The organism is Paenibacillus sp. SAF-068 (genome assembly GCF_051967555.1).
Lineage (GTDB): Bacteria > Bacillota > Bacilli > Paenibacillales > Paenibacillaceae > Paenibacillus.
This window is the reverse complement of the sequence record NZ_JBQCJX010000001.1, coordinates 1,125,243-1,148,982: the sequence shown is the minus strand read 5'-3', so window position 1 is coordinate 1,148,982 and position 23,740 is coordinate 1,125,243. Positions and strand designations below refer to the sequence as shown.

At 46.0% G+C, this 23,740-nt stretch carries 27 protein-coding genes, 1 tRNA gene and 1 pseudogene; 10 read left to right on the top strand and 19 right to left on the bottom strand.

Features of this window, described 5'->3' with window-relative positions:
- The first annotated feature begins 73 nt into the window (after window positions 1-73).
- Both ACTHPG_RS05130 and ACTHPG_RS05125 read left to right on the top strand, forming a co-directional pair.
- Window positions 74-502 carry a cytidine deaminase gene (locus ACTHPG_RS05130; protein WP_440388051.1) on the top strand — a complete coding sequence of 143 codons (429 nt, stop codon included), beginning with the start codon at window positions 74-76 and terminating at the stop codon, window positions 500-502.
- Between the two features lie 81 nt (window positions 503-583).
- A complete protein-coding gene (locus ACTHPG_RS05125) occupies window positions 584-1,309 on the top strand; it encodes a DsbA family oxidoreductase (protein WP_440388050.1) in 726 nt (241 codons plus the stop codon).
- 333 nt (window positions 1,310-1,642) lie between these two features.
- On the opposite strand, the gene ACTHPG_RS05120 is transcribed toward ACTHPG_RS05125, so the two are convergent.
- Together ACTHPG_RS05120 and ACTHPG_RS05115 are read right to left on the bottom strand one after the other, a co-directional pair.
- Entirely contained in the window at window positions 1,643-2,473 is an 831-nt protein-coding gene (locus ACTHPG_RS05120; RefSeq protein WP_076249922.1) for an aldo/keto reductase, read from the bottom strand.
- 175 nt (window positions 2,474-2,648) lie between these two features.
- Window positions 2,649-2,930 carry a hypothetical protein gene (locus ACTHPG_RS05115; protein WP_076209046.1) on the bottom strand — a complete coding sequence of 94 codons (282 nt, stop codon included), beginning with the start codon at window positions 2,928-2,930 and terminating at the stop codon, window positions 2,649-2,651.
- A 149-nt stretch (window positions 2,931-3,079) separates the two neighbouring features.
- Here ACTHPG_RS05115 and ACTHPG_RS05110 point away from each other — a divergent pair, with 149 nt between their 5' ends.
- Window positions 3,080-3,478 (top strand): hypothetical protein, encoded by a 399-nt coding sequence (locus ACTHPG_RS05110; protein ID WP_440388049.1) that lies wholly within the window; start codon window positions 3,080-3,082, stop codon window positions 3,476-3,478.
- 107 nt (window positions 3,479-3,585) lie between these two features.
- On the opposite strand, the gene ACTHPG_RS05105 is transcribed toward ACTHPG_RS05110, so the two are convergent.
- The 10 genes and pseudogenes from ACTHPG_RS05105 to ACTHPG_RS05060 form a co-directional block, all read right to left on the bottom strand.
- Window positions 3,586-3,807 carry a DUF1450 domain-containing protein gene (locus tag ACTHPG_RS05105; RefSeq protein ID WP_091032287.1) on the bottom strand — a complete coding sequence of 74 codons (222 nt, stop codon included), beginning with the start codon at window positions 3,805-3,807 and terminating at the stop codon, window positions 3,586-3,588.
- A 21-nt stretch (window positions 3,808-3,828) separates the two neighbouring features.
- A complete protein-coding gene (locus tag ACTHPG_RS05100) occupies window positions 3,829-4,131 on the bottom strand; it encodes an iron-sulfur cluster assembly accessory protein (protein ID WP_440388048.1) in 303 nt (100 codons plus the stop codon).
- A 142-nt stretch (window positions 4,132-4,273) separates the two neighbouring features.
- Window positions 4,274-4,531: a hypothetical protein gene (locus tag ACTHPG_RS05095; protein ID WP_440388047.1), complete on the bottom strand. Its 258-nt coding sequence runs from the start codon at window positions 4,529-4,531 to the stop codon at window positions 4,274-4,276.
- Window positions 4,532-4,751: 220 nt separating this feature from the next.
- Window positions 4,752-5,960 (bottom strand): M14 family zinc carboxypeptidase, encoded by a 1,209-nt coding sequence (locus ACTHPG_RS05090; protein ID WP_440388046.1) that lies wholly within the window; start codon window positions 5,958-5,960, stop codon window positions 4,752-4,754.
- A 228-nt stretch (window positions 5,961-6,188) separates the two neighbouring features.
- Entirely contained in the window at window positions 6,189-6,998 is an 810-nt protein-coding gene (racE, locus tag ACTHPG_RS05085; protein ID WP_421897268.1) for a glutamate racemase, read from the bottom strand.
- Between the two features lie 218 nt (window positions 6,999-7,216).
- Entirely contained in the window at window positions 7,217-7,594 is a 378-nt protein-coding gene (locus tag ACTHPG_RS05080) for a YtxH domain-containing protein (RefSeq protein WP_440388045.1), read from the bottom strand.
- 185 nt (window positions 7,595-7,779) lie between these two features.
- Window positions 7,780-8,694 (bottom strand): DUF4261 domain-containing protein, encoded by a 915-nt coding sequence (locus ACTHPG_RS05075; protein ID WP_440388044.1) that lies wholly within the window; start codon window positions 8,692-8,694, stop codon window positions 7,780-7,782.
- Between the two features lie 10 nt (window positions 8,695-8,704).
- Complete coding sequence (locus ACTHPG_RS05070) at window positions 8,705-9,166, bottom strand: DUF86 domain-containing protein (RefSeq protein ID WP_440388043.1); 462 nt, start codon at window positions 9,164-9,166, stop codon at window positions 8,705-8,707.
- A gap of 173 nt (window positions 9,167-9,339) precedes the next feature.
- Window positions 9,340-9,627, bottom strand: coding sequence for a Dabb family protein (locus ACTHPG_RS05065; protein ID WP_278295891.1), 288 nt, complete (start codon window positions 9,625-9,627; stop codon window positions 9,340-9,342).
- A 282-nt stretch (window positions 9,628-9,909) separates the two neighbouring features.
- Window positions 9,910-10,293: pseudogene (locus ACTHPG_RS05060) on the bottom strand (phage holin family protein); the annotation flags it as partial.
- Window positions 10,294-10,739: 446 nt separating this feature from the next.
- Here ACTHPG_RS05060 and ACTHPG_RS05055 point away from each other — a divergent pair.
- A complete protein-coding gene (locus ACTHPG_RS05055; protein WP_017689431.1) occupies window positions 10,740-11,336 on the top strand; it encodes a helix-turn-helix domain-containing protein in 597 nt (198 codons plus the stop codon).
- Between the two features lie 228 nt (window positions 11,337-11,564).
- On the opposite strand, the gene ACTHPG_RS05050 is transcribed toward ACTHPG_RS05055, so the two are convergent.
- Window positions 11,565-12,713, bottom strand: a complete 1,149-nt coding sequence (locus ACTHPG_RS05050) for a sn-glycerol-1-phosphate dehydrogenase (protein WP_440388042.1) — start codon at window positions 12,711-12,713, stop codon at window positions 11,565-11,567.
- Window positions 12,714-12,872: 159 nt separating this feature from the next.
- On the opposite strand from ACTHPG_RS05050, the gene ACTHPG_RS05045 reads away from it, so the two are divergent.
- On the top strand, window positions 12,873-13,058 hold the full coding sequence (locus tag ACTHPG_RS05045; RefSeq protein WP_440388041.1) for a hypothetical protein: 186 nt from the start codon (window positions 12,873-12,875) through the stop codon (window positions 13,056-13,058).
- A gap of 100 nt (window positions 13,059-13,158) precedes the next feature.
- On the opposite strand, the gene ACTHPG_RS05040 is transcribed toward ACTHPG_RS05045, so the two are convergent.
- Window positions 13,159-13,243, bottom strand: a tRNA-Leu gene (locus ACTHPG_RS05040).
- Window positions 13,244-13,466: 223 nt separating this feature from the next.
- Between ACTHPG_RS05040 and ACTHPG_RS05035 the strand changes: the two genes are divergently transcribed.
- Window positions 13,467-14,459, top strand: a complete 993-nt coding sequence (locus tag ACTHPG_RS05035; RefSeq protein ID WP_440388039.1) for a Gfo/Idh/MocA family protein — start codon at window positions 13,467-13,469, stop codon at window positions 14,457-14,459.
- A gap of 241 nt (window positions 14,460-14,700) precedes the next feature.
- A complete protein-coding gene (locus tag ACTHPG_RS05030; protein ID WP_440388037.1) occupies window positions 14,701-15,063 on the top strand; it encodes a winged helix-turn-helix transcriptional regulator in 363 nt (120 codons plus the stop codon).
- Window positions 15,064-15,110: 47 nt separating this feature from the next.
- On the opposite strand, the gene ACTHPG_RS05025 is transcribed toward ACTHPG_RS05030, so the two are convergent.
- From ACTHPG_RS05025 to ACTHPG_RS05010, 4 genes are all read right to left on the bottom strand, one after another.
- Window positions 15,111-16,727 (bottom strand): sensor domain-containing diguanylate cyclase, encoded by a 1,617-nt coding sequence (locus ACTHPG_RS05025; protein WP_440388036.1) that lies wholly within the window; start codon window positions 16,725-16,727, stop codon window positions 15,111-15,113.
- Window positions 16,728-16,872: 145 nt separating this feature from the next.
- Window positions 16,873-17,628, bottom strand: coding sequence for a spermidine synthase (locus ACTHPG_RS05020; protein WP_440388035.1), 756 nt, complete (start codon window positions 17,626-17,628; stop codon window positions 16,873-16,875).
- A gap of 163 nt (window positions 17,629-17,791) precedes the next feature.
- Window positions 17,792-18,694, bottom strand: a complete 903-nt coding sequence (locus ACTHPG_RS05015; RefSeq protein ID WP_315936509.1) for a LysR family transcriptional regulator — start codon at window positions 18,692-18,694, stop codon at window positions 17,792-17,794.
- Window positions 18,695-18,727: 33 nt separating this feature from the next.
- Window positions 18,728-19,162: a MerR family transcriptional regulator gene (locus tag ACTHPG_RS05010; protein ID WP_440388033.1), complete on the bottom strand. Its 435-nt coding sequence runs from the start codon at window positions 19,160-19,162 to the stop codon at window positions 18,728-18,730.
- Between the two features lie 167 nt (window positions 19,163-19,329).
- Between ACTHPG_RS05010 and ACTHPG_RS05005 the strand changes: the two genes are divergently transcribed.
- From ACTHPG_RS05005 to ACTHPG_RS04995, 3 genes are all read left to right on the top strand, one after another.
- Window positions 19,330-20,178, top strand: coding sequence for an SDR family NAD(P)-dependent oxidoreductase (locus ACTHPG_RS05005; RefSeq protein ID WP_440388031.1), 849 nt, complete (start codon window positions 19,330-19,332; stop codon window positions 20,176-20,178).
- 127 nt (window positions 20,179-20,305) lie between these two features.
- Complete coding sequence (locus tag ACTHPG_RS05000; protein ID WP_440388029.1) at window positions 20,306-21,469, top strand: oxalate decarboxylase family bicupin; 1,164 nt, start codon at window positions 20,306-20,308, stop codon at window positions 21,467-21,469.
- A gap of 78 nt (window positions 21,470-21,547) precedes the next feature.
- Complete coding sequence (locus ACTHPG_RS04995) at window positions 21,548-22,687, top strand: zinc-dependent alcohol dehydrogenase (RefSeq protein WP_440388027.1); 1,140 nt, start codon at window positions 21,548-21,550, stop codon at window positions 22,685-22,687.
- A gap of 102 nt (window positions 22,688-22,789) precedes the next feature.
- Here the strand turns inward: ACTHPG_RS04995 and ACTHPG_RS04990 are convergent, their stop codons facing one another.
- Window positions 22,790-23,578: a class I SAM-dependent methyltransferase gene (locus ACTHPG_RS04990; RefSeq protein ID WP_440388026.1), complete on the bottom strand. Its 789-nt coding sequence runs from the start codon at window positions 23,576-23,578 to the stop codon at window positions 22,790-22,792.
- Window positions 23,579-23,740 lie beyond the last annotated feature (162 nt).

Genomic DNA, 23,740 nt, shown 5'->3' with positions numbered 1-23,740 from the left:
AATATCCTAATGACAAGCTAAAACAAACATAAGATGAAGTAAATTGGATTTTAAAAAGGAGAACTTTCATTACATGACATCACACACTGAACCACTCCATATTGAACAACAATTGTTCGATGCAGCCGCCGCCTTTGTGAAGCAACGTTATCCTCAGGGATGGGGCGGTGCGGGCGCCGTCTATACCGAAGCTGGTTCCCTGCTGATTAGCGTAGCGCCAGAGGTTATCAATGATGCCACGCATCTGTGTATGGAAACAGGGGCTTATCTGGAAGCCCACAAATTGAACGAACGTGTCACCCACTCCCTCTGTATCGCTCGTGATGACGAGCATTCTGAATTCAAGGTCCTTACACCTTGTGGCGTATGCCAGGAACGATTATTTTACTGGGGTGAAGAAGTTAAAGCTGCTGTATACGACCCTGATGGTCAACTGGTCTTCAAGAGACTCGATGAGATCCAGCCTTATCATTGGTCCAAGGCATATCGGGATAAATCGTAATCTTCTTGCGAATTATAGAAAGTGGCTTTATAATTGTAACTATAGTAGTTTCAACTAAAGAATAATGGAGGTTTTAACATAATGAATATTGAGATATGGTCTGATTTCCTGTGCCCATTCTGTTATATCGGTAAACGTCGCCTGGAGAATGTATTGCAACAGTTTCCACATCGTGATGAAGTGAAGCTGCAATTCAAAAGCTTCGAGCTTGATCCGAATGCTGCATTGAACCCAGGCAAAACCAATACGGAATATTTGGCATCCAAATATAACATTAGTGTGGAGCAGGCCCAAGGCATGAATGCTCAGATGAATGCCAATGCTCGCACAGCGGGACTGGAATACAATATTGATGCCATGATCCCTACCAACTCTTTCTCCGCTCACCGATTGACACATTGGGCAGATACACAAGGCAAAGCGCTTGAACTGAGTGAGCGGATTTTCCAAGCAGTATTCATCGAAGGCAAACACTCAGGAGACCCTGAAGTGTTGGCTCAGTTAGCAGAGGATGTCGGCTTGGATCGAGATGCAGCTACGGCAGTGCTGTCCAGTGATCAATTCACGGACAATGTCCGCGCTGACCAAGCGGAAGGAGAGCAACTGGGCATCCGTGGTGTACCGTTCTTCGTATTCGACCGCAAGTTCGCTGTATCTGGCGCTCAGCCGGACGAGGTATTCCTGGATGCCATTCAGAAAGCTTGGGACGAACGTTCCCCGTTCACCATGGTAGAGTCCAACACAACCGAAGCTGACGGCAACGGTGTCTGCACAGATGACGGCTGCGCAGTTCCGAAAAAAAATTAAACCAATTCACACGAAAAAGCAGCAGGATCTAGGGTATATTTCCCTGATCCCGCTGCTTTTGTTTATACTATGCACAACTTAGCTCATTGTATATTTTCGTGTTTGATGAACAGTTACTGTGGAGGAGACGGAATCGATTCTGAAGAAGCGAAGCGTTCGCCTGAAAGCTTTCTGCAAGAAAGCTACATCGGAAGCATAAGCTGTCTCCGAATTTTATCCTCTGAAAAGAGGAATCAAAAAAATTTGGAGACAACAGCGATCGGAAGAACGATTCCGTAACCGGAACAAACACAAGTAGTTCGTCAAACACTGTATTCAATTAGCGCCACCCACTTAATCCCAAAACAGTTGATCCGGATGCGGGCCCGTGCGTTTATCCGAATCCAGCGCATCAATCTGTTTCAATTCATCCGGTGTTAATTCAAAGTCAAAGATGTCCGCATTCTCACGAATACGCTCCGGAGTAACCGACTTCGGAATCGTCACAATCTGATTCTGAATGTCCCAACGCAGAATAATCTGTGCCGGCGTTTTCCCATATTTCTGGGCCAGCGCTTTGAGGGTCGACTCTTGGTTCAGCTTACCTTTCATAATCGGGCTCCAAGCCTCCAGCTGAATTCCCTGCGCCCCGCAGAAATCCTGAAGTTCTTGTTGAATCAGACCCGGATGCAATTCAACCTGGTTCACTGCTGGCACCGTGCCGCCTTCATCTATGATATCTTGCAAATGGTGTACTTGGAAATTACTCACACCAATTGCGCGGATGCTTCCTTCGCTATATAGACGTTCGAATGCTCTCCACGTCTCCTTATACTGGTCTCTGCCAGGCCAGTGAATTAAGTAAAGATCAATCACATTCAGTCCCAGTGCCTTCTGACTAGCTTCAAATGCTCTCAACGTTGAATCAAATCCCTGATCCTCATTCCAGAGCTTGGTCGTTACAAACAGTTCATTACGGGCAACACCACTGCTTGCAATAGCTTGTCCCACTTCTTCCTCATTGCCATAGATGGACGCGGTATCAATACTGCGATATCCAACCTCCAAAGCGGTCTCAACCGCCTGTTGTACTTCCTTACCTTTTGCTTTATATGTTCCAAATCCTAGCCATGGCATCGTTACTCCGTTGTTCAGAATCGTACAATCTGTAATATGTTTTGTCATTCTGTACCTCCCGTATGGAATTTTGCCTGCTCTTGTTCTATTAACCTTCTCACAGAATTTTAAGCGACCATTCGACACGTTGTCGAACCAGACCCATGCATTGGGAGTCATTACAAAAAGACAAGAAAAACCCGCAAAGCATTGCGTCTCTGCGGGTTCTGTTGTGACAGGAACGTTATAAATTCCCTTGACCGTGCTGACTCTGGATTGAATTCAATCTTCTCTTCTCCTCGATGAACATCTCTTCTGCCAACTCAACACCTTGTCCTCCGAGTGAAAGCTCTGCTTGACGCATCGCCTGCTCCGTATGTGCCAGACGACGTTCCGCCTGTACAATTGTTTGTGCCGTCGGATGAGACATGGCCTGAGATACAGCATAATGAAGCTTGTTCACCGCATTTTGCGCCTGAGATACGGTGGTATCGGCTTGCAAACTGGAATCATAACGCTTCGGCATGAGTATTCCTCCTTGGGATTATCATGTTCCTGTTACCCCTATAGGATGGATAACACAAGCCTTCCTTATTCTTCTTTTGTGTTTATATCGTAACTTTAATCGATTTGGCTACGTTTATTAGGTAATCATGCCGAACGGGAGGAATTCATATGAAGAAAATAGTACTGATACTCTGCCTGTTGCCCCTGCTCATTTGGATACAAGGCTGCGCTCCTGCAACATACGAGATAGAAGGATACACTGGATCTTCCATTAACGCTGATATCCCAGTTCCATCCAATGCAAAGCTTATCGAAAACATTGCTTATTCCGATCACCCCACCCTCAAAAAAGGCGTTAAGTATGAGCTGAAACATATTGGCGGCGAACAAGGACTATACCCCCCAATGGATTATTTTCAGAAGTTAGCGGATGCAGGTTGGGTGGAATTGGAGGAAGAACGACTGGGACATGTACATTTTCTGAAAAAGGATACTACCGTGATTGCCATTGAAGTTCGAGAAGATTCCTTCCAGATTACTGAAATGATCAAAGGCGCTATGGAGTAACAAATTTCTCTCCCTACGATTCAAACGCCAAAAAGGAGAGGCGCGTCGCCTCTCCTTTCCGGTGTGTGGGCAGTTTCCCCATCCACCTTGTAAAACCCTTATATCCTTTACTTGACGAACTTTGCGACTTTGACGAGCACTTCTTCTTCTGTCGGAGCACTGATATACCGACCGTTAATAAAGACAAATGCACGTTTCGCGCAAGGACCGCAATAGGATTTGCACCCAATCTTGATCTCCGTGTCTGGAGCCATTTTTTGCAACTTGGGCACAATCGATTTCAGTCGGACATGATTACACTTTTCGCATACGCGGATATCGTTAGCCATGGGTTCCCCTTCTTCGCGCCCTTAGTGGTCGCCGTGATTGCCTTGGGACGGATTCGTAATAACGAATCCCTCTTCCGGGAAGTAGAGATAGTCAATTTTAACACCGTTCAACATAGGCTGATCATTCGCAAGGATGACATCAATCTCTTTATCGGTAGATACAACCGTATCATTTTCTTTTGGCGTGTCGAGATCAAGTCCGTAGTGAGCATGGTCACCATGTGCATGTGTGATAACAACGCGCAGTTTTTTTCCTTCGTTCTCCGGCTTGTCCAATTCAAGCTTCAATACTTTAGCAGCATTACGCGTAATTTTGCAGTTCATTCTCTTCATCTCCTATATTGTAATTGCAGGTTTCAACAATTTCAGCATTCTTAAACTACAGCATCTATTGTAAAGAAAGTTACCGCTCTTCGCAATAACATTGATGCGAATTCACTGTTAAAATGATCCACTGGGCTGCAAATTAAGAAGGTGCCCCATCCTGAAGCACGGGATATTTACGTTCTGCGCGGCTTACAAACCAGTTCATCAGAATCAAAGTAACCCCGATATCATCAATGGGCATAAACGGCATCACGTCCGGAAGAACCCAATACAATAGGGCCGGAATAATAAACAACAGCTTCTCTCCCAAAGGAATCTGCGGAGCCCGGAGCAGCCGGGGGAGCCTTTTGAAAACTTGTGTCCATCGTTTGAACGACAGCAGTCTTCTCCACTTCATTCGAATCCCTCCGTATAATCATTTATGTCGCCGAAAAGGGCGCATCCTTCATTACCCGTTCGAAAACCATCCAGAACGAACAATGCATATTGCGATTAAAAATATAAAAAATATAAAAAATACAAAAAAATAAAAACGGAACGTCGCGCGCAGCTCCGTTCCTGTTATACGAATGATCTACTGTTAAGTTTCACAGCTTCACAACCAAGTCTTAACCACATTACCCATTGGTTAACAGTTCAGCCAGCAGCATGCCGACCTCAATACAGATATCATCAAACTGTTCTACGGGAAGCGGATTAACACCCAAACCCACTTCCACCGTGAAGCCGGGTTTACCAAACGCTTGGATAAACCAGTCTTTGTATCCGGCATCACTTCCACCAAGCTTCACCGCTTTGTAACCGGAGGCTTTGGCGAGTCTACGCGATAGCGGTGCACTCTCTCTGGGTTCCAGATCACGATAGTTCCAATAGATTTCCTGTCCCTGACTATGCAGGGACACAACCGCATCGAATGTGTGTTGCTGCGTCCATCGCGCAAGCGCCTGTGCCTCCGGTTCTGTCAATGGAGCCGTTCCTGCATAATCTCTAGGCCCAGGTGAGGTCACACCTCTTCTCGCTGCCTCTTCATCCCAATGGGCGGGAAATTGATCATTCAGATCAACTCCTCTGATGTTCGCCTTCCAATGGGTGAAATTTGCTCTGCCCGCATTCCAGCCTAACAACTGCTGTGCATGTGAGTGCTGATTGACCACACCTTCCTGAACCAGTTCGACACCGTCCGGATTAACCATCGGCACTGCCCAGAGTGACGTCTCTTGCATCCAGCGTTCTGTCTGGTATTGATGCCATGTCCCATGTGTACTATACGCTTCGGCATACTCTTCGATAAACTTCATCAGAACTGCTGATGTCAGCCACTCATTGGCATGAACAGAAGCGTTAACATGGATATGTCTCGACCCATGCCCGATACGTAAATAAGGCAGCGACTTCCCCATAACACTTGTTCCAATGGACCCCGTTTCGATAAACGGGTATTGATGCTCCAGTTTGTCTATATCCTTGATTAATTCTCGATATCCATACTCTCCCTGAATCTTCACAATAGTTTTTCCATTCGTAGCCGGAATATGAATACAGCGACCAACCCAGTCGGTTACGCTGGTAATTTCAGGATTGGCCTGGCGCAAGTCCTCTTCGTCCAGACCAAATCTCCCTGCAATCTCTCCTACACTTTCTCCAGGCGGCACAGCGTATCTGCGACCTGTCCCGGGCACAATACGCAGCATCTGACCTGCCAAAAGGTAAGGCTGGGAGGCAGCTTCCGGGTTCAGTGCAGCAAGTAACTCCCTTGTCATATGGTATGCTGACGCAATTCGCGGCAACGTATCTCCCCGCTGAACGATAATCCATTGCAGTTCCATGTTGCTCTCCTTTCCACAGGAAAAGACAGGTCTCCTGTCCGGTATCTCACCAACTTCGTGTATGTAACATATGTATGCAGGTCAGTTTGTCCGTCATGTGACATGAATCATATTCATCAGCTGTTGATCCAAAATCACGACGAAAAATCCCGAAACTTCACAGTTCCGGGATCGTTCACAACAAAATACATGAATTAAGAGTCTTTTTCTTGGATAATTGGAGTATAACTATGATAATTGCGTAACCTGCCAGACAACAGGGGTCTTGGAGATCTGTTCCCCCAACCATCGACGGGTGATATTCTGGAACATGCGTGGGTCGCCAGTGCAGAAAAATTGATGCACCGGGGTCTCATCCCCACTGGCCAGCTTTCGTTTATCATACAAAATCGTACTAATTTCACGGGCCGTTTCATCTGCCGAACTGATTAACTTCACTTCCTGTCCCATAACCTCCTGAATCGTGTCCATGAGAAAGGGATAATGCGTACAACCCAGAATAAGACAATCTATTGGCTGTTGTTTGATCTCGCCCAATGATTGTTCCACCGTATGTGTCGTGTGCTCGGAACGAAATTCACCTTGTTCCACCAACGGCACCAGCGCCGGACAAGCCTGACTGACCACATCAATATAGGGGGACAACTGCTTGAGTGCCGATGTATAAGCCCCACTACTTATGGTTCCCGTGGTACCAATCACACCAATACGTCCTGTACGTGTCGCTGTGATTGCTGCCCGCGCACCCGGATGTATAACACCAATGACAGGCATATTTACCTTGGATCGGATATACTCCAACGCTGCTGCTGTTGCTGTGTTACAGGCGATAACGATAACCTTCGGATCGAATTGGATCAAGAAATCAACGATTTGTTCCGTAAATTGTTTTACTTGTTCGGACGAACGGGGTCCGTACGGTGTCCGGGCAGTATCCCCAAAATAAATGATCTTTTCCCGCGGGAGCTGACGCATCACTTCCTTGGCGACGGTCAATCCCCCCACACCGGAGTCTAATATAGCGATTGCTTGCTGCACGAACACACCGCTTCCTTCTTCATTGAATTGGTTCTCAACACGTTTATTTCCCAGAGCTTTCTTCCTACCGTATGAACATTCCGGCAAAAAGGTACCTACATCTTACCCGATTTCATCCCGGGGTTCAAATTAAATCCGCGCTACGTCATCTTTGACTGGACACGCAACAAAGCAGGCTCTCCTCCAAAAGAGGAAAGCCTGCTCATCTCAAGCTTTGCTTAGTTGTCGTCCTTGGACTCATCCGCAGGAAGCTTTGCTACGATGTCAATTCCTGATTTATCAACTGCTTTATCACTATCGTTATCAACAATAGCTGCCGAAATGCGAATTTCTTTGCCTTCAGCACAGTTGCGCCAGGATTGAATGTCCTGAATCACGACATCCGCCGTTTCTTTAACTTTGGATACAATCTGTGAACTTTGTTCTCCCACGATACCGGCCAGTTCCTGACCTTTCTCCGATACCTGACGAGCACCTTCTGTAATATCCTGACGAAGTTCACGTCCTGATTTCGGCGCCAGCAACAATGCCGTTACAGAACCTACAACGGAGCCAATAAGAGCTCCCCACAACAAGCTTTTGTTAGAATCCTTCACGTTACATCTCTCCCTTAACTATGGTTTAAGTACCGGATCAGAAGCAACGTTCTGTCGCTCAGCCATCCGGGCGAATGCCTACTCTGTTGATGCATTATAAGCAGCACAGGCTTGACTTGACACTCCAAATGTTAAAAATAATCTGAGCGCTCTCTTGAAAGGATGCCAAGTGTCTTGGCTTAAACTCAATTCTGACGAGCCGGCTCAAGATCAGCCGCTGCATGCTCATCCCCCGGGTCCAAATCAATGACATATCGTCCAGGTGCAATCAATGCCGCCTGATGTTCACAACGCCAGCGACGTCCACCTGACGAACCTAGTGTCTGTCCATCTTGCAGAACATCCCCCTGATCAAATATGTAATACGCTGCACCCAGTAAGGTCTGAGCTACCGTATCGGGATCAAGACCAACAAAGTGACACTGTACATCGGGTACCCCCAACGCAGACAAACCAACGGTATCCATGACCAATCCACGCTGTTCTTCCGTACCTCCAGCCTGGTACATGCGAACGTTCATAGCTGCATACAGATGTTCCTCACGTTCCTGAGCTTGCGTATATGCTTCCGGTTCAACCAGCTTATCACTGCCATACCAATACAGTGCATCACAGGTCACACTCTCCATGATTGCCAGTACAGTCTTCTGAAACAGGCCCAGGCGCTGTTTACGAGGCATGGCAGCCGTAAACATATCATGTATCCGAATGGAGTACCGCGAAGCTTCTACAACTTGTCCCACTTCAGGCCAATGCCATGCTTGTTGCACAGCCCCGCCAAACCGAGCACGATCTGCAACTTCATTCACAGGAAGCATGCAGGTCTGTGCAGGGATATCCCCTTCCTGAAAGGATACCTTATGGTCCAGATGATAGAACACCAGCATCTCATGTGCTTGCTCTCCGCTCTCTTGTTTCACATCCAGTCGGACTTGTCCGGTATGACGAATCATCGCTTCCTTCACACGCAAGCGATCAATCTCGGGACGTTCCCTGAACAAGAGTTCAACCATATATACCGGATGGAATCCGGAAGGTGTTTCATTCGGTTCTTTACTTTCAGTATTTACTTCATTGAATTCATTTGATTCATTTGTCATGCGATTTCCCTCATTCCTTACGCTGTCCCTCAGCCTGTTCCGCATTGAAAGGACCAAGTTCGGTTTCCACATAGGCGCTAACCTGTGTAGTAAAATGTTCAAGTATGCTCGGCAATTCTACGCTAAGCGGATGGAGCTCAGACCGTTCCCAACTGTAATAATCCTGCACCAATGGTTTGCGTAACGTGACAAGCTGACGCAAGATCTCATAGGTCGAATGGTCAAAAACCTTTTCTTCATAATTAATCTGAATAATATCATCATAGCTGCTCGCATCTCTCATAATGAAGCCGTCAATCAGATAACTTCCCACATCGGTAACAATCTCAATTGCCAGATGAAGACATCGCTCCTGTACCATCCCCAGCATGAGACTGCCATCCCAAGCCTGTGATGCCCGTCGAAGCCCTTCAGCTACTTCCGGTACAGCTGCAAGCCGGCGCGCGATCTGTTCTCTGTTCACATAATACATTCGGTTCACTTCCCGTCCAGTGAGTTATCGGTTCCGTTTCCCTCTTCGCTTAAGCCAGAATATCATCACAGGACAAGCGATTAGAAACACAACAAAAATATATAGAAATTCCATAACGTCTCTTAAATCGCTCATGCAGAGTCCCCTTTATCTCAACGTAGTTTGAATACAGATCAGATTTCGTAGTCCACTGCAATCGACTGTTCTCTGACTTCATTCATGTACTTGATAACTTCCTGATGAAGCGGGTGCACCTGATACGCCTGAAGATCCTCCAGTGAAGCAAACTCCGCCGTGAGTGAAATATCGAATGATCTCTCCGAGCGAAGAACATCAATCCCGATTTCAAGCGAAATCAGAACATCAATTTTTCCTTCCAGATTGCGAAGCACCTGGGCGGCAGCTTCAATACTTTCTGCTGAGCGATCTTTCATTTTGAACAGGACAATATGTTTTATCATTTGGGCAAGCACCTCGTTTAATATAATAGTAGAAATGAATAATTTATCATGTATCCAAAATATATCATAACGTTCTCTATTGCGAAAGGATACTTGGAAACGTTCTCTTGAAAAGAAAAACTAATCCGAACCAGCTTTTTTCGATTCGGATTTCTCTCGGGAACCATCATCCACCTGTTTCGCGGATTCATCCTGCGAAGTTTGTCCTCTTTCAGCCTGCTGTTGAAGGCTATCCCGAGTTTGCGGAATTGACCAATTCCGATCAGGCAAAACCTCCTGATCTTCCTGTTTCTTCAACACTGCGATGGCCTGTCTGAGTTTGCCGGGCAATGGAAGACCAATTCTTGCATAGTTTTCAGTGATCGAGATCAGTTCATTGACCAGGTAGAAGTAAATAGCCCCTCCCTTGATAATATCGGTTCCCATGATCAGGTCAATTCGGTGAGCAAGCAAGACAACGGTCAGCATGAGCCCTTTGCGAGCAAGCCCCCAGAAGCCAATGTTGCTATTCAACCCGGTACCTGTTCTAACCGCCGCTGCCAAACCTGTTATATAATCCACAGCCATCGCGACCGCAAGCAGGCTCAGCAATTGATCCCATCCACCAAAAGCAAACGTAACAATCGCTCCCGAGATGGCAGCAAAGGTATTCACAGACAGATTCACGTCCCTCACCTCTCCCTTCACTTGAGTACCCTACAATATATGTAAAAGTAAGAGATTTGACAGGTCACATGTCATGCTGAACTTGCGGATTTATCTTTCAGATTTGTGCACACCTTCTACTGGATATGGTGAAGTACATTCCATGTTTTTTGGGGAATTCAGGTAAATAACCCGCATCATATCAACAAAAAACACATAAAAGTTCTTTAGACCTAATAATGAGTAATTAGAACCATATTATCTTTATTACTGCTCATTTTGCCCCCTCATTTTTAGTGAAACATTGTAATCTAGGAATATACTAGGATGTGAATTGCGTATGGTCTAGTTCGTAGTTCCCTCTTTATCAGGAATTGACACATTGACGCATTTGAAACAGGTAAACTCGGCACTTGAAAGTACCCCGTTGTTTATTGTAGTATTTGGTTAAAAAAATCGGAGGAAATATGCCTAATCAACCAGAACAACATTCCATCCAGGCGTGGTCTCTGATCAACCGTAAATACTTGGGAAAAGGCGTCCGTGTTAAACGATTCCGAAAACCGACACGCTGTCAAATCCGCAATCGTGTTCTTCTTGCCGTGCTGATGGCCAATGACATTAAATTGTCCCAGCTTGCAGAAGACCTCTCCATCTCTTCACGCAGTGTCAGTGCGTGGGTATATGAAGGACGGATACCCGGCAGTACCAATTTGGACAAGACATGCCAATTACTTGGCTATCCCCGCCACATCCTCTTTAATGAGGAAGTTGTGCGTAATAGCCCTGTCATATGTCAACCCGAGTCGTCTCGCTTCATGAAGCGTACGGTGACCCGCTCTCCGGTTAGTAACCGTATTTTGACAGGCTTGTGTATGGTCCATGATTTGTCGGTGACAGATGTCAGCCACTGGATCGGGGTTCATCCCGGCACTTTCCGCAAATGGCTGCATCAGGGAACACTGCCTTCCGCTGCGTTTCAGGAACAAGCGGAGCAATTTTTCCGCATCCCGAAAACTATTTTGTTCGCAGATGTCATCTTGAAAGATCGTCGCAACAACTAAATAAGCGAACAGCCAAAAGGCTCTGATCTCCTCAAAGGAGGCCAGAGCCTTTTTAAAATGAAACCTGTTCCTCTTCCCTCTCGAGCTTGAAGCAGCCTCCTGGCTCTTTTGTCGACAACGTCAGGCCATTCCCCGTTCTCTGCAATCCAATCCCAACGGAAGCCATTATAGCGCTCTAGAAGCTATGTTTACGCAATCTTGAAGACAAACATTTTATAAAATTCTCCCTTACCTCGTGTTTAACACTTCATTAATGTATTTCAGCCCGGTATACCGAGGACGAAGCGTATGCGCCGTCTTGAACGCATGCTCCACCATCTCCGGGGTTACCCCAAGTTGTTCGGTAGTTACAGGTCCACCTACTTGCTCCAACCATGCGATGAGCTGAGAAGCCTCCGGCAAATGATTATATATCGTAAACACCGCTTCATCCGATGTCTGTGCAAGTTCTTTATATTTCACTGTAAGCAATGCACAAGCTACACCAACTTTGGCGCCATGCAGAACCGGTCTTTCTCCCGCTTGCATCAGATCCATCTCCAAGATGTGGGACAGATGATGCTCACCTCCGGATGCCGGACGGGAATGGTCAATGATCAACATGGAGATGCCAGAAACAATTAAGGCGTCCATTAATACAGCTACTCCCTCTGCTCGCCCCTCCGCAATAGCTTGTACATGATCTATGCAGGAATACAGCGCTTCCTCTGTCATCCGATAAGCAACTGGGCAGAACGGTTCTCCTCCCAGCTCACGGGAAACAACCCAGTCTGCAAGGGAAGTATATTTGCCAAGCATATCTCCGAATCCAGCAGCTGTCATCTCTTGGGGAGCTTGCTCCAGGACATTCATATCCGCAAAGATGGCCTCAGGCGGAACAGCCTGAAATGTCTGTTTGACGCCGCTTACAATTAAAGGTGCACCTGCAGAGGTGAACCCGTCCACTGAAGCCGCAGTTGGTATCGACAGAAAGGGCTTGTTCATTTTGGAACATACAAATCGCACCAGATCATGAATGGTACCTGAGCCCACCGCAATTACAGCCTGACTTTCCAGTTTCACACCCAACATGACCTGCACAATAGCTGCTTCATCCGCAATAATGTCACCCGTGCGATTTTCCGGTAGAGAGATCTCATCCACATGCATCCCTGCATCTCGAATACTGTTCAGAACATCAGATCCGGCCGCCCGAAACGTATGACGATCATAAACAACCGTCACCTGATGGTAACCTTGTTCAGACAAGTAACCAGGCAACCTCTGAATGGCTCCAGCTTCCAGATGAATAAGCATATCGACCACTCGGTGTTGATGACCGCAAGCGCACCGCTGTGCTTCCTCATTCCATGCTGCAATTCGTTCGTTCATATTCATTCGCTCTTACCCTCCCATATGAGATATGATGCATAATTAACGGGGTAAAACCACAAGATAAAAAAAGGAAATAAAATGTGAAGATTTTCCTGATCACACTTTACTTCCTGTACCCCATATTTGCAAATCCAATTCTCACATTCCCAAGTAGGTGAAGCAATGAAATTAACCAAAGAATTAGGAATTTCCCTCGGATTTCTCGCTGGGACCACCTTTGGCAGCGGTATCGCTTTTTTGTTTTGTCTCCAGTCAATTGAAGTTATTGCCAGCGTTACACTGTTCGGAATAGCAGGCGCGATTGCCGGGATCATCATGGCATTCATCCTGCGCCAGCGGCAGCATTAGAAGGCCAGCAGCAAATGGACGGATTTACAATAAACATGCACAAAATAAAGAAAGGTTCGTGAATTGCCCTAGAGCAATTCACGAACCTTTCTTTGGTAGATGCGGTCGAGAGGACTCGAACCTCCACGGGGGGTTAGCCCACACGGACCTGAACCGTGCGCGTCTGCCAATTCCGCCACGACCGCATAATATGTATCTCCTCATCCATCGATGAAAAGCGTTCCGGTGAAGCAATTCCTTGTTTTACCGTAATTCAGAGTATACATGCTCCAAAATAAAAATGCAACTTCTTTTTTCATACATTCAGAAACAGGACATATGTCCTTTTTTATTAAATCCAAACACCCTATCGTATACCTAAACCAATGAACCAATTATACAAATGATACAACGAAGGAGAGAACCACTTTGAAAACAACCCATTTATGCTTTATCGGTGCAGGGTTTCATGCCACTACGAATATATATCCTTCTGTTATTGAAGCCGGAGCGCAGATCCAGGCCATTGCCACTCGCAGTATGGAACGCTCTGAAGCAGCTCTGCTGCGATTTGGCAGCAACGGAAAAGCGTACGACAACGCTCAGCTCATGTTACAGCAGGAACCTTGTCATGGAGTCGTTGTGGTGGCCCAGCCTATAGATCAGACCGCTCTTGTTCTTGAATGCATTCGTGCTGGCAAAAACGTATATGTGGATAAACCGCTCGGATGGAACGCAGCGGAAGCCTCCACTATAGCAGAAGCTGCCGAGCAGGCTGGCGTCGTTGTGATGGTCGGTTTTATGAAACGTTATGCCCCGGTGTACATGAAACTGAAGGAACTCATTGAGAGTGGTTCGCTAGGCAAAGTGCATTCATTCCATGTGAAATTCGCTGTAGACAGTACCCCATTTTGCAAGGATGGGGAACAGTTCATGAAGCTCGCTGCCATTCATATGGTCGATCTGATGCGTTTCCTATTTGGAGAAGCGATACGAGTCACAGGCACTACCGTAACGGATGGGGAACACATTAATCAAAGCATTTCCCTCGTATTTGAGAATAACGTCGTTGGCAGTGCTTATTTTACCAGCATGAGTGCGTGGTCACGGGAGAGTGAAAGTGTACTCGTCACCTTCGACAATGGATTTGCGTCAGCTGAAGAGATCAACACACTTACTGTTCATCAATCCCGAATCTCGACCAGCCTTCCTTGGAAATCTCTCGAAGAGCAAGATACCGTATACACACCTTCCGGTTCTCCCATGTCAGGAGCTTATCGCGACCTTTATCTACGTGGGTTCGTTGGTGAAATGGCGCACTTCATTGCGTGTTGCCAGAATCAGACAGCCCCATCTTCCAGCGCCAAGGATAATATTGCGACGATGGCTTTGTGTGACTCGATTCTATCGTCACTGAAGTAGCGTATATACGCTCACTATTTCAACATTTATACACGCATCCTATGGAGCCTCCATGTTTCGCAAGACGAAGCTGGGCTCTTTTTTCTTATGAGATATCATTACATCTGCCTGCGCCTGGGATTAGGGTTTATAATCTGCTTGATAAGTGATATGCTCTTTTATGAACTATACGTACTTTATCTAATGCAACCACCTAAATAGATACTATAGAAAATCACCGTAAAGTGGAGGTGTACTTATCATGAAAAAAGACGCAATCAAGCCATGTCCCGCGCCATACGGTTGTTCCGTGGAAGTTACCCTTAGTGTGATCGGAGGTAAATGGAAAGGCGCCATTCTATATCATTTATTCTCCGGTCCTTTGAGATTCAATGAGCTTCGCAAACTGTTTCCTGAAATCACCCAGCGTATGCTCACACTGCAACTTCGAGAGTTGGAAGGCAGCGGAATTGTTCATCGTGAAATATACCCCCAGATCCCACCCAAAGTGGAGTATTCGCTCACACCATTTGGGGAAACGTTACGGCCAATCATCTTCAGCATGAGAGATTGGGGAGAAACGTATACCAATGAGGTTCTGGCCAGATCCTCACAAGAGGTATAGAGAACAAAATAAGCTGATCCCTTGTTTCTAGGGATCAGCTTATTTTGTTATTTGATAACCGTCTGGATCGTAACCGTACGATTACGTCCCTCTTCCTTCGCTTGATACAATGCATTATCCGCCAAGTGAAACAGTTCTGTGGATGTTGTGGAGTGCTTCGGATATTCAGCAATCCCAGCCGAGATGGTAACGGAACGATCTATAGGCAATATGCTTTCTTCGACCGTTATTCGGATACGTTCAGCAGTCTCAAAAGCCACGATGGATTCGGAGTTCCTTAACAACACTACAAACTCCTCTCCACCAAACCGGGCGCAGACATCTTCTGGTCGAACAGACAATTGAATGATATTGGCAATGTGTTTCAGTACTTCATCCCCTGCATGATGTCCGAATGTATCATTAATGGATTTGAAGCGGTCAATATCCAGAACAATGATGGAGAATGGTACCTCATTCTGAATCCACTCCTGAATGACTTCTTCGAAAGTTCTGCGATTGTTCATACCTGTTAAAACATCTGTTCTGGCATCGTAGACAAGCTGGTTTGTCTGTTTCCTAAAGTTCGCAAGTGCGCCAACAACGGCTCTTGTGAGAAGGTCTGCCTCTCTATTCCAGTGAGGCTTCATGACCGGCAGATCCACTTGTCCCTTATCAACCTGATTCACTAAATCAGCCAACATGGCAAAAGGACTGGCCAGCTTGCGTGCAACCCGAACCACAATAAGGGTCAGGATCAGGAAAGGCACTGAAGTGTACAGCAACAACATACGGATATGATGATTCAACTGATCGTACACCGTTTGGGTTGGAGACACAATTACGACGCCCCAGTCTGTTGATGGAACTTTGTAATAACCTGCAAGTGAATCCACACCTGCCAGGTTTTTGTATTGTTCTTTACCGTTCTTGTTTACTAGCAGCTTCTGCACTACTTCATTTTTACTGACATTTTCACCAATTCGGTTGGTGTTTGGGTGAAATAATAAAGTGCCCTTTTTATCCACAATAAAAAAGTAGGAACCGTTGCTTGTCTTGAGCTGACTGCCAAAAGAAAGACTCAATATATTATTTTCCTGCAAAAAGATATTTCCACCGAGCGTTCCTTGGTACGTCCCTGCCGAATCAAAGATCGGTTCACTGACAAATACAATTCTGCGTTTGGTTCGGGGTGTCTGGTACGCTTCCGATATATATGAAGCCCTCAATTTAACCGCTTCTTTTGCTGCATTGGAACTAACATGGTGACCTACGCTAGCCTGTGAGTAAGGTGAGGTAGACCGAACTACTCCCTCTTTATCCACCAAAGCAACAGAATTAAAGAAATTACTGCTATTGCGAACCAAATCCATTGTGGAATTCAATTCATTGGTGTTGGAGTAATCCATATCGGGGAAATAGTTGGCTGCATATTTTAAGCTCTCCTGCATGGAATTAAAAAGCGAATCCAGGGCTTGGCTCATTTGCACAGCGCTTGCATAGTTCAGCGATAGAGTGTTATCAATGAGTGACTGTTTCTGAGATGTATAAGATGAGATGACCATGATGGTCAATGTCATTAAGACGGATATGGTTACCAGACCGCCAAGCAAAGCAGTAAGGCTGATTTTCTTGATGTTTTTTATTTTTCTTCGTAATGTGGATCTTTTGATCTGTCCAATCATTATTTACTTCCCCCGGATTTTCATGAAAAGCATATTCTCCCTATCTTATACGAAAGTTGTTAAGATCAAATAAAGAGTTTCACAAATCTTAACAATAACATCGTAAGATTGACGATTTAATGACATTTTACTTTCCCTGGAAAAATCACTGTTCAGGGCAATCTGGATCAACGATGATATATCCTTCTTCCGGCTCCTGTTCAACAAACCCCGCCATGTCGCGAATCTGAAATTCGATCGGATGATGACTGCCCATTAAAATACGATTCTGAACTTCATCCGTTGTATCTGTTGGCAATGCGAACGCACGTGTATAAGCAAACTGCTCCTGAAGGGTTGTGTAGATGGCATTTACAAGACGATCGTTGCCCGCACGCCCAAACACATTAAGGAGCACAGCTCCACCCGAGTCCAGCTTGTCCTTGACCATGACAAAAAAATCACTGGTTATGAATTGTTCAGGTGTACCCGTTGCCGTAAACGCATCCACAATAATATAATCGTATGTCCCTGCAGGTTCCTGTCCCAATAATTCACGACCATCTCCAATAAGTACAGGGCTTCCCTTATACCCAAATAGGGTTCGGCTCAACTTGGCAACCTCTTCGTCCAGTTCAGCCACCTTTACCTGACGATCAGACAAGTGGGTTGGCAATGTGCCAATCCCATGTCCTACCACAAATACCTTATCGAATTCAGGATCATTCTGTTCCATTAGATGAACCATAGCTCTTGGGTACTCCAACACCATACGAGTAGGGTCATCCAGGTCCATTGCACCCTGCACAGCTGCGTTGGAGAACTCTAATACACGAAATCGCCCCTTCTCTCCATAAAGCTTTTGGGTATCATATACCGTCAGCTCATGCTGTTCACTTTTATTCCGATACAGAACTCTCACTAACCGTTCTCCCTTCGTGCTTACACACCTATTCGACATATACCTTCATTCTATTACACGCGATGACAACATACCACCCTGTACTTGAGTGATGGGGGCAGAACAAGAAAAAACCGTTTCCGATCATACCGGAAACGGTTTTCTGATGAACCTTTCAACACGATTAAGACCCTATGGCCTCATGCAGAGCCTGGACATATGCAACGCCCAGATTGGAGAGAGAAGTACTCTTGTGACTTATCCAGCCCACATTGATCGTTTCCTCACATTCCAGAGGTACAGGAATAATCTCGTTTCCGTTCAGATCAGCGCTGAGTACGCCTGTAGAGATCGTATAACCATTCAGACCAATCAACAGGTTAAACAATGTTGCACGGTCGTTGACCTGTATGCTTTTGGGGTGAGATAACGTACTCAGGATCTCTTCGGAAAAATGAAAGGAATTATACTCTCCCTGGTCAAATGACAGGTACGGATAATCCTGCAGTTGCTCAATCGCAACCGACTCTTGCTTGGCTAACGGGTTCTTCACACTGATGAAGATATGAGGCTTGGCTGTGAATAAACTTGTGAAGACCAGGCCCGCATCTTTTAACAATTTGTTAATTACCTTGGCATTGAATTCATTCAAATACAGGATGCCAATTTCACTACGCAGACTTTTCACATCCTGGATAATCTCGTAGGTCTTTGTCTCTCGAAGGGCCAACTCATATTCATCCTGACCATACTGCTGTACCAGACGAACAAAGGCATTCACCGCAAACGCATAATGTTGTGTCGATACGGAGAAATGCTGCGGGGACGGCTTGGCGTTCAGATAACGATTCTCCAGCAGTTCAGCTTGTTCTACCACCTGACGTGCATAGCTTAGGAACTCAACGCCTTCTTTGGACAGCGATATGCCCTTATTGGTACGTTCAAAGATAGTAATACGCAACTCCTGCTCCAGATCCCGGATGGCATTCGACAGGCTGGGTTGCGAGATAAACAGGCGTTTGGCCGCTTCATTCATGGAGCCACGTGTGGCAACTTCAATTACATATTTTAATTGTTGTAGAGTCACTGTAGATTTCCTCTTTTCAATATCAATGGTCCATCAAGAGAATACATTCTTTTTTTCAAAAACAGACATCTGGTTCTCCCCGGTAACAGGACATTCATCAGGAAACATACTTCGTTTATGCAACTTCTCGTCGATGAAATCTATCACCTGCTGCAACGAAACGACCTGTGCTTCAACTTTCTTTCGATAATTAACCAGCATTTCCCGCTCCTCCGGAAAATCTGCGAGATCCGAATCCAGGGACATGTGCAAGTACGGCTTCATTTCTTCCAGAGACATTCCCGTTTTTTTGAGGCATGTGATCAACTTCATCGTATGAATATCCTCCGGACGGTATACCCGATGGCGATTGGCTCTGCGTTCAGCTCGGGGAAGCAGTCCAATCTTCTCATAATAACGAATCGTATCTTCCGATAATCCCGCCTGTTCTGACGTTTCTTTAATGGAGAACACTTCATTCTGGCTCATCCTATAGCCCTCCTCCGTATTCATATCTCTCCATATTACAACTTGGAGTTGACTCCAAGTCAAGCATGATCGGTTACAGCTTCCCCCTTGACTTGGAGTCAGCTCCAAGTTGTAGAATGGGCGCAGCATACAGATTCGTCTGTAATCCCATTCTTCTGGAGGTATATATGAATAATCAAAATCAGCTTCGCACCGCTCTCATCACAGGCTCAACGTCCGGAATTGGTCTTGAACTGACACGCAAGTTACTGGTTGAAGGATGGCAGGTAATCGGCCTCAACCGTTCGGCTTTCCCATCCGAGGATACCGAAATTCAGCATGCCTTACGTTCTGGCCGACTCCGTTGGGTTCAGGCTAATCTGACCAATTACGACAGTCTGAAAACTGCACTGGATCAGATCAGATCCGATACCGATTCGATTGATGTCTTGTTTAATAATGCCGGGGGCAGCGCTTCCGACCTTCGTTTCTCTGATCAGGGGCATGAACTGCACTTCGAACTTCAGACGGTAGTCCCTTATATCATCTACATGGAATTGGTTGAGCTATTGCTCAAAGGACAGATGAAGACAGTCGTCAATACTTCCACCACCGCGTTCAAAATGGTCAAGCAATTTGATCTGAACATCTTGGAACGTCCAGCTGAATTCAAAAAACTGTTTGGTCCCTATGCCATTTCAAAGCTCGGCTTATCTCTGTGGACACGCGAGGTTGCCAAATCTGCCAATGCGGATGGCATACAACTGCTAAGCGTAGATCCCGGTGGAAATAATACGCTACGGGGCAACAAAACATCCGGTCTGCCCTTCTATATCAAACCCATTATGAAGTGGTTCTTTCCCCATCCAAGCCATGGCGCTTCATTGCTCTACAGTGCGGCCTTATCATCCACCAAACATGAATCCGGTACATTTCTGGTGAAAAATAAACCGGCAGTGCTTCGTTTCACAGAACAAGGCCACGCCGTTCTCCATCGAGTAAACGAGATTTATGAGCAGCATTTTCGTACAACATAGTCTGGAAAGCCCGCACCTCACCCAGTCTAATCATGAGAGACATATTATCCAGGCCCTGATTCATAGGTGTAAACATAACGATACAATATCGCGTATGACATGTTACTGAATCTGGAGGGATTACATCATGACCAAAGGACAGCAGCCAAACGAAAAGCCAGTTATCATCCCGCAACCCATTCGCAGTGATGGCGCCGGCGGACCTGATCTGGGGCCCCGAGATGTAATGAGAGATCTACAGAACCCTGATATGCTGGTACCCCCAGCAACCGATAACGGGTTATTGCCCAATCTGAGAATGTCTTTTTCCGATACCCATATGCAATTGAACCATGGGGGTTGGTCACGTGAAATCACCGTACGGGATCTCCCTGTTGCCACCACACTGGCTGGTGTGAACATGAGCCTGACACCCGGAGGTGTACGGGAATTGCACTGGCATCAACAATCCGAGTGGGCCTACATGATCTGGGGAACGGCAAGAATCACTTCGGTAGATCAGAACGGACGTAATTTTATTGCGGATGTCGGGCCTGGCGATCTCTGGTTTTTCCCAAAAGGTCTGCCCCATTCCATTCAAGGACTGGAGGACGGTTGTGAATTTCTGCTTGTGTTTGATGACGGGTCCTTCTCCGATCTGAATACGTTATCCATATCCGATTGGTTTGCCCATACGCCACCCGAGGTATTGTCTGTCAATTTCGGCGTGCCCGAATCCGCTTTTCAATCCATGCCGAAGGAACAGGTATACATTTTTCAAGATACTGTACCGGGTTCCATCGAGAGCCAGGAAGTTCAATCTCCATATGGTACCGTTCCTCTCACATTCAAACACCGATTACTGGCCCAAGAACCACTCATTACACCTGGAGGAAGCGTGCGGATTGTCGATTCCACCAACTTCCCCATCTCAACTACCGTTGCAGCCGCACTCGTTGAGATTCGACCCGGCGCCATGCGTGAACTGCACTGGCATCCCAATGCAGATGAATGGCAATACTATCTGACAGGACAAGGAAGAATGACCGTCTTTGGCGGTAATGGCATTGCTCGTACATTTGATTATCGGGCTGGAGATGTCGGGTATGTTCCTGTAGCAATGGGTCATTATATACAGAATACCGGCACAGATACGTTATGGTTTTTGGAAATATTCCGAAGTGATCGATTCGAGGATGTATCGCTGAATCAGTGGATGGCGTTAACCCCTCAGAATCTGGTCCGTGACAACCTGAATGCACCGCCTGAGTTGCTCGATGCCTTGCGTAAAGTAAAATGGCCTGTGGTCTAATTTAGTATGTATCTCTATCATTTGCGCTGAAAAGGGGTAATTGTAAGAGAATCCCACTATATAAGGAGGAATATGAAGATGAGAGCCGTTACGTTTCAGGGAATGAAGGATATTCAAGTCAAAGAGGTTGAAGATCCCGTACTGCAACAGAAGGATGATATTATCGTTCGTATTACTTCCACAGCCATATGTGGTTCCGATTTGCATATCTATCAGGGTGCTCTGCCTGCTGCCAAAGATTACGTTATCGGTCATGAACCGATGGGCATTGTAGAAGAAGTAGGTCCGGAAGTGACACGTGTGAAGAAGGGGGACCGCGTGGTCCTGCCTTTTAACATCGCTTGTGGTGAATGCTTCTATTGTAATCATGACATGGAGAGCCAGTGTGATAATTCCAATGGCAATCCGGATATTCATACAGGTGGTTATTTTGGGTTCACCGAACGCTACGGAAATCACCCTGGAGGTCAGGCAGAATTATTGCGCGTTCCCTACGGGAACTTCACTCCATTTGTAATTCCGGAATCCTGCGAACTGGAAGATGAAGCTTTATTGTTCCTGTCCGATGTTCTTCCAACCGCTTACTGGAGCGTTGAGAATGCCGGAGTTAAACCGGGAGATACAGTCACGGTACTCGGCAGCGGCCCCATTGGGCTGATGACACAGAAGTTCGCCTGGATGAAAGGTGCCAAACGCGTTATTGCTGTGGATCGCCTGCCTTATCGACTGGAAAAAGCCAAACGCCTAAACGATGCAGAAATCTTTAACTTTGAAGATTACGATGATATGGGTGAGCACATTCGTGAGATTACACAAGGCGGGACCGACGTTGTTATCGACTGTGTAGGGATGGATGGCAAAAAGAACATGTTGGAAGAAATCGGACAGAAGCTGAAACTTCATGGCGGTTCACTGAGTGCGATCGAAATCGGCATGAAAGCGATCCGCAAATTCGGTACACTCCAGCTTACGGGTGTATATGGCTCTTCCTACAACATGTTCCCACTAGGCAATCTGTTTGAACGCAATATCAACCTCAAAATGGGACAAGCTCCTGTTATACATTATATGCCTGAATTATTCCGCAAAATCACTGCTGGTGAATTTGATCCAACCGAGATCATCTCTCACCGTATTCCATTGGAGAATGCAAGCGAAGCGTATCGCATTTTCAATGATCATGAAGACGAATGTACCAAAGTCATACTCAAGCCCTGATCGATCTTGTCGATCTAAAATGTGCAAAATAAAACAAGCAGAACTACCTGTTCAAGGTACTCTGCTTGTTTTGATTTTATCTAGATGAATTGGTTTATCTATTCAGACATGAGCCGGTTTAATCGCTTGAAAATACATACTTTCTCCTTGGAAGCTGACGAGTTTCCCGTGCTCCGATACCTCAAAATTAAAAAATTTCCGGATGACGGAAGGGGCACTTAGCATACTCGCTTCAAGCTCCTCTCTCTCCCGCTCAGGCAACGCTGCACGGTTACACCATTCATCAAAGTTAAAGCACTTCTGGAAGGATACCATCGTTTCCATTCGGAAGCCTGCATACTCCAGCATTTGAATCCATTCCGTTTTTCGCCATGCTCGAACATGGCTTGCATCTCGGCACTTCTCTACTTCATTGTAAAACTGGTCATTCTCATCGCGTTCAGGTGCCACGTTGTCAATCAATAACAACCTGCCACCGATCTTCAGCACTCGTAGTGCCTCATGAACAAACGAAGAAACGTTAGGAAAATGATGAGCAGCGATTCGACAAGTCACAAGGTCAAAGGAATCGTCGTCGAATGGCAGATTCTCTGCATCTCCTGCAACAAACTCCACATTACGGTGTCCATTCCTCTGGATAAATTGTTCAGCGACCTGAAGCATTTCTTCCGTTAAATCCAGGGATATAACCCGCTGAACAAGTGGAGCCAAAGCATTGGCGACATGCCCTCCTCCAGTAGCAATATCCAGCACGTTCATATCCAAAGTGGCTTGAGATGAAGCCACGAGCAACGCAAGATCCTCACCTTGTGCATGCCCCGCACTCGTTACGTATTTCCCAGCATTTTTCGCAAACTGCTTCTGTACCTGACTTTTGATTACATCAGACATTCGAATTCCTCCTGCATAAGTTTCATCAGACAAAACTATGTTTCATAATATATTTTATTTTACCACATATTCATATGAATGCTAAATAAGCATTTTACATCAATCCTGAAACATCTTTCCACGACCTAACGAAAAGATGAAATAAAAAAACATCCCCCAAGT

Excerpts from the sequence above, each read along its gene's own strand:
- ACTHPG_RS05130 (WP_440388051.1), top strand. The coding sequence starts at position 74 with ATGACATCACACACTGAACCACTCCATATTGAACAACAATTGTTCGAT.
- ACTHPG_RS05125 (WP_440388050.1), top strand. The coding sequence starts at position 584 with ATGAATATTGAGATATGGTCTGATTTCCTGTGCCCATTCTGTTATATC.
- ACTHPG_RS05120 (WP_076249922.1), bottom strand. The coding sequence starts at position 2,473 with ATGACAAAACATATTACAGATTGTACGATTCTGAACAACGGAGTAACG.
- ACTHPG_RS05115 (WP_076209046.1), bottom strand. The coding sequence starts at position 2,930 with ATGCCGAAGCGTTATGATTCCAGTTTGCAAGCCGATACCACCGTATCT.
- ACTHPG_RS05110 (WP_440388049.1), top strand. The coding sequence starts at position 3,080 with ATGAAGAAAATAGTACTGATACTCTGCCTGTTGCCCCTGCTCATTTGG.
- ACTHPG_RS05105 (WP_091032287.1), bottom strand. The coding sequence starts at position 3,807 with ATGGCTAACGATATCCGCGTATGCGAAAAGTGTAATCATGTCCGACTG.
- ACTHPG_RS05100 (WP_440388048.1), bottom strand. The coding sequence starts at position 4,131 with ATGAACTGCAAAATTACGCGTAATGCTGCTAAAGTATTGAAGCTTGAA.
- ACTHPG_RS05095 (WP_440388047.1), bottom strand. The coding sequence starts at position 4,531 with ATGAAGTGGAGAAGACTGCTGTCGTTCAAACGATGGACACAAGTTTTC.
- ACTHPG_RS05090 (WP_440388046.1), bottom strand. The coding sequence starts at position 5,960 with ATGGAACTGCAATGGATTATCGTTCAGCGGGGAGATACGTTGCCGCGA.
- ACTHPG_RS05075 (WP_440388044.1), bottom strand. The coding sequence starts at position 8,694 with ATGACAAATGAATCAAATGAATTCAATGAAGTAAATACTGAAAGTAAA.
- ACTHPG_RS05070 (WP_440388043.1), bottom strand. The coding sequence starts at position 9,166 with ATGTATTATGTGAACAGAGAACAGATCGCGCGCCGGCTTGCAGCTGTA.
- ACTHPG_RS05065 (WP_278295891.1), bottom strand. The coding sequence starts at position 9,627 with ATGATAAAACATATTGTCCTGTTCAAAATGAAAGATCGCTCAGCAGAA.
- ACTHPG_RS05055 (WP_017689431.1), top strand. The coding sequence starts at position 10,740 with ATGCCTAATCAACCAGAACAACATTCCATCCAGGCGTGGTCTCTGATC.
- ACTHPG_RS05050 (WP_440388042.1), bottom strand. The coding sequence starts at position 12,713 with ATGAATATGAACGAACGAATTGCAGCATGGAATGAGGAAGCACAGCGG.
- ACTHPG_RS05045 (WP_440388041.1), top strand. The coding sequence starts at position 12,873 with ATGAAATTAACCAAAGAATTAGGAATTTCCCTCGGATTTCTCGCTGGG.
- ACTHPG_RS05030 (WP_440388037.1), top strand. The coding sequence starts at position 14,701 with ATGAAAAAAGACGCAATCAAGCCATGTCCCGCGCCATACGGTTGTTCC.
- ACTHPG_RS05025 (WP_440388036.1), bottom strand. The coding sequence starts at position 16,727 with ATGATTGGACAGATCAAAAGATCCACATTACGAAGAAAAATAAAAAAC.
- ACTHPG_RS05010 (WP_440388033.1), bottom strand. The coding sequence starts at position 19,162 with ATGAGCCAGAATGAAGTGTTCTCCATTAAAGAAACGTCAGAACAGGCG.
- ACTHPG_RS05005 (WP_440388031.1), top strand. The coding sequence starts at position 19,330 with ATGAATAATCAAAATCAGCTTCGCACCGCTCTCATCACAGGCTCAACG.
- ACTHPG_RS05000 (WP_440388029.1), top strand. The coding sequence starts at position 20,306 with ATGACCAAAGGACAGCAGCCAAACGAAAAGCCAGTTATCATCCCGCAA.
- ACTHPG_RS04995 (WP_440388027.1), top strand. The coding sequence starts at position 21,548 with ATGAGAGCCGTTACGTTTCAGGGAATGAAGGATATTCAAGTCAAAGAG.
- ACTHPG_RS04990 (WP_440388026.1), bottom strand. The coding sequence starts at position 23,578 with ATGTCTGATGTAATCAAAAGTCAGGTACAGAAGCAGTTTGCGAAAAAT.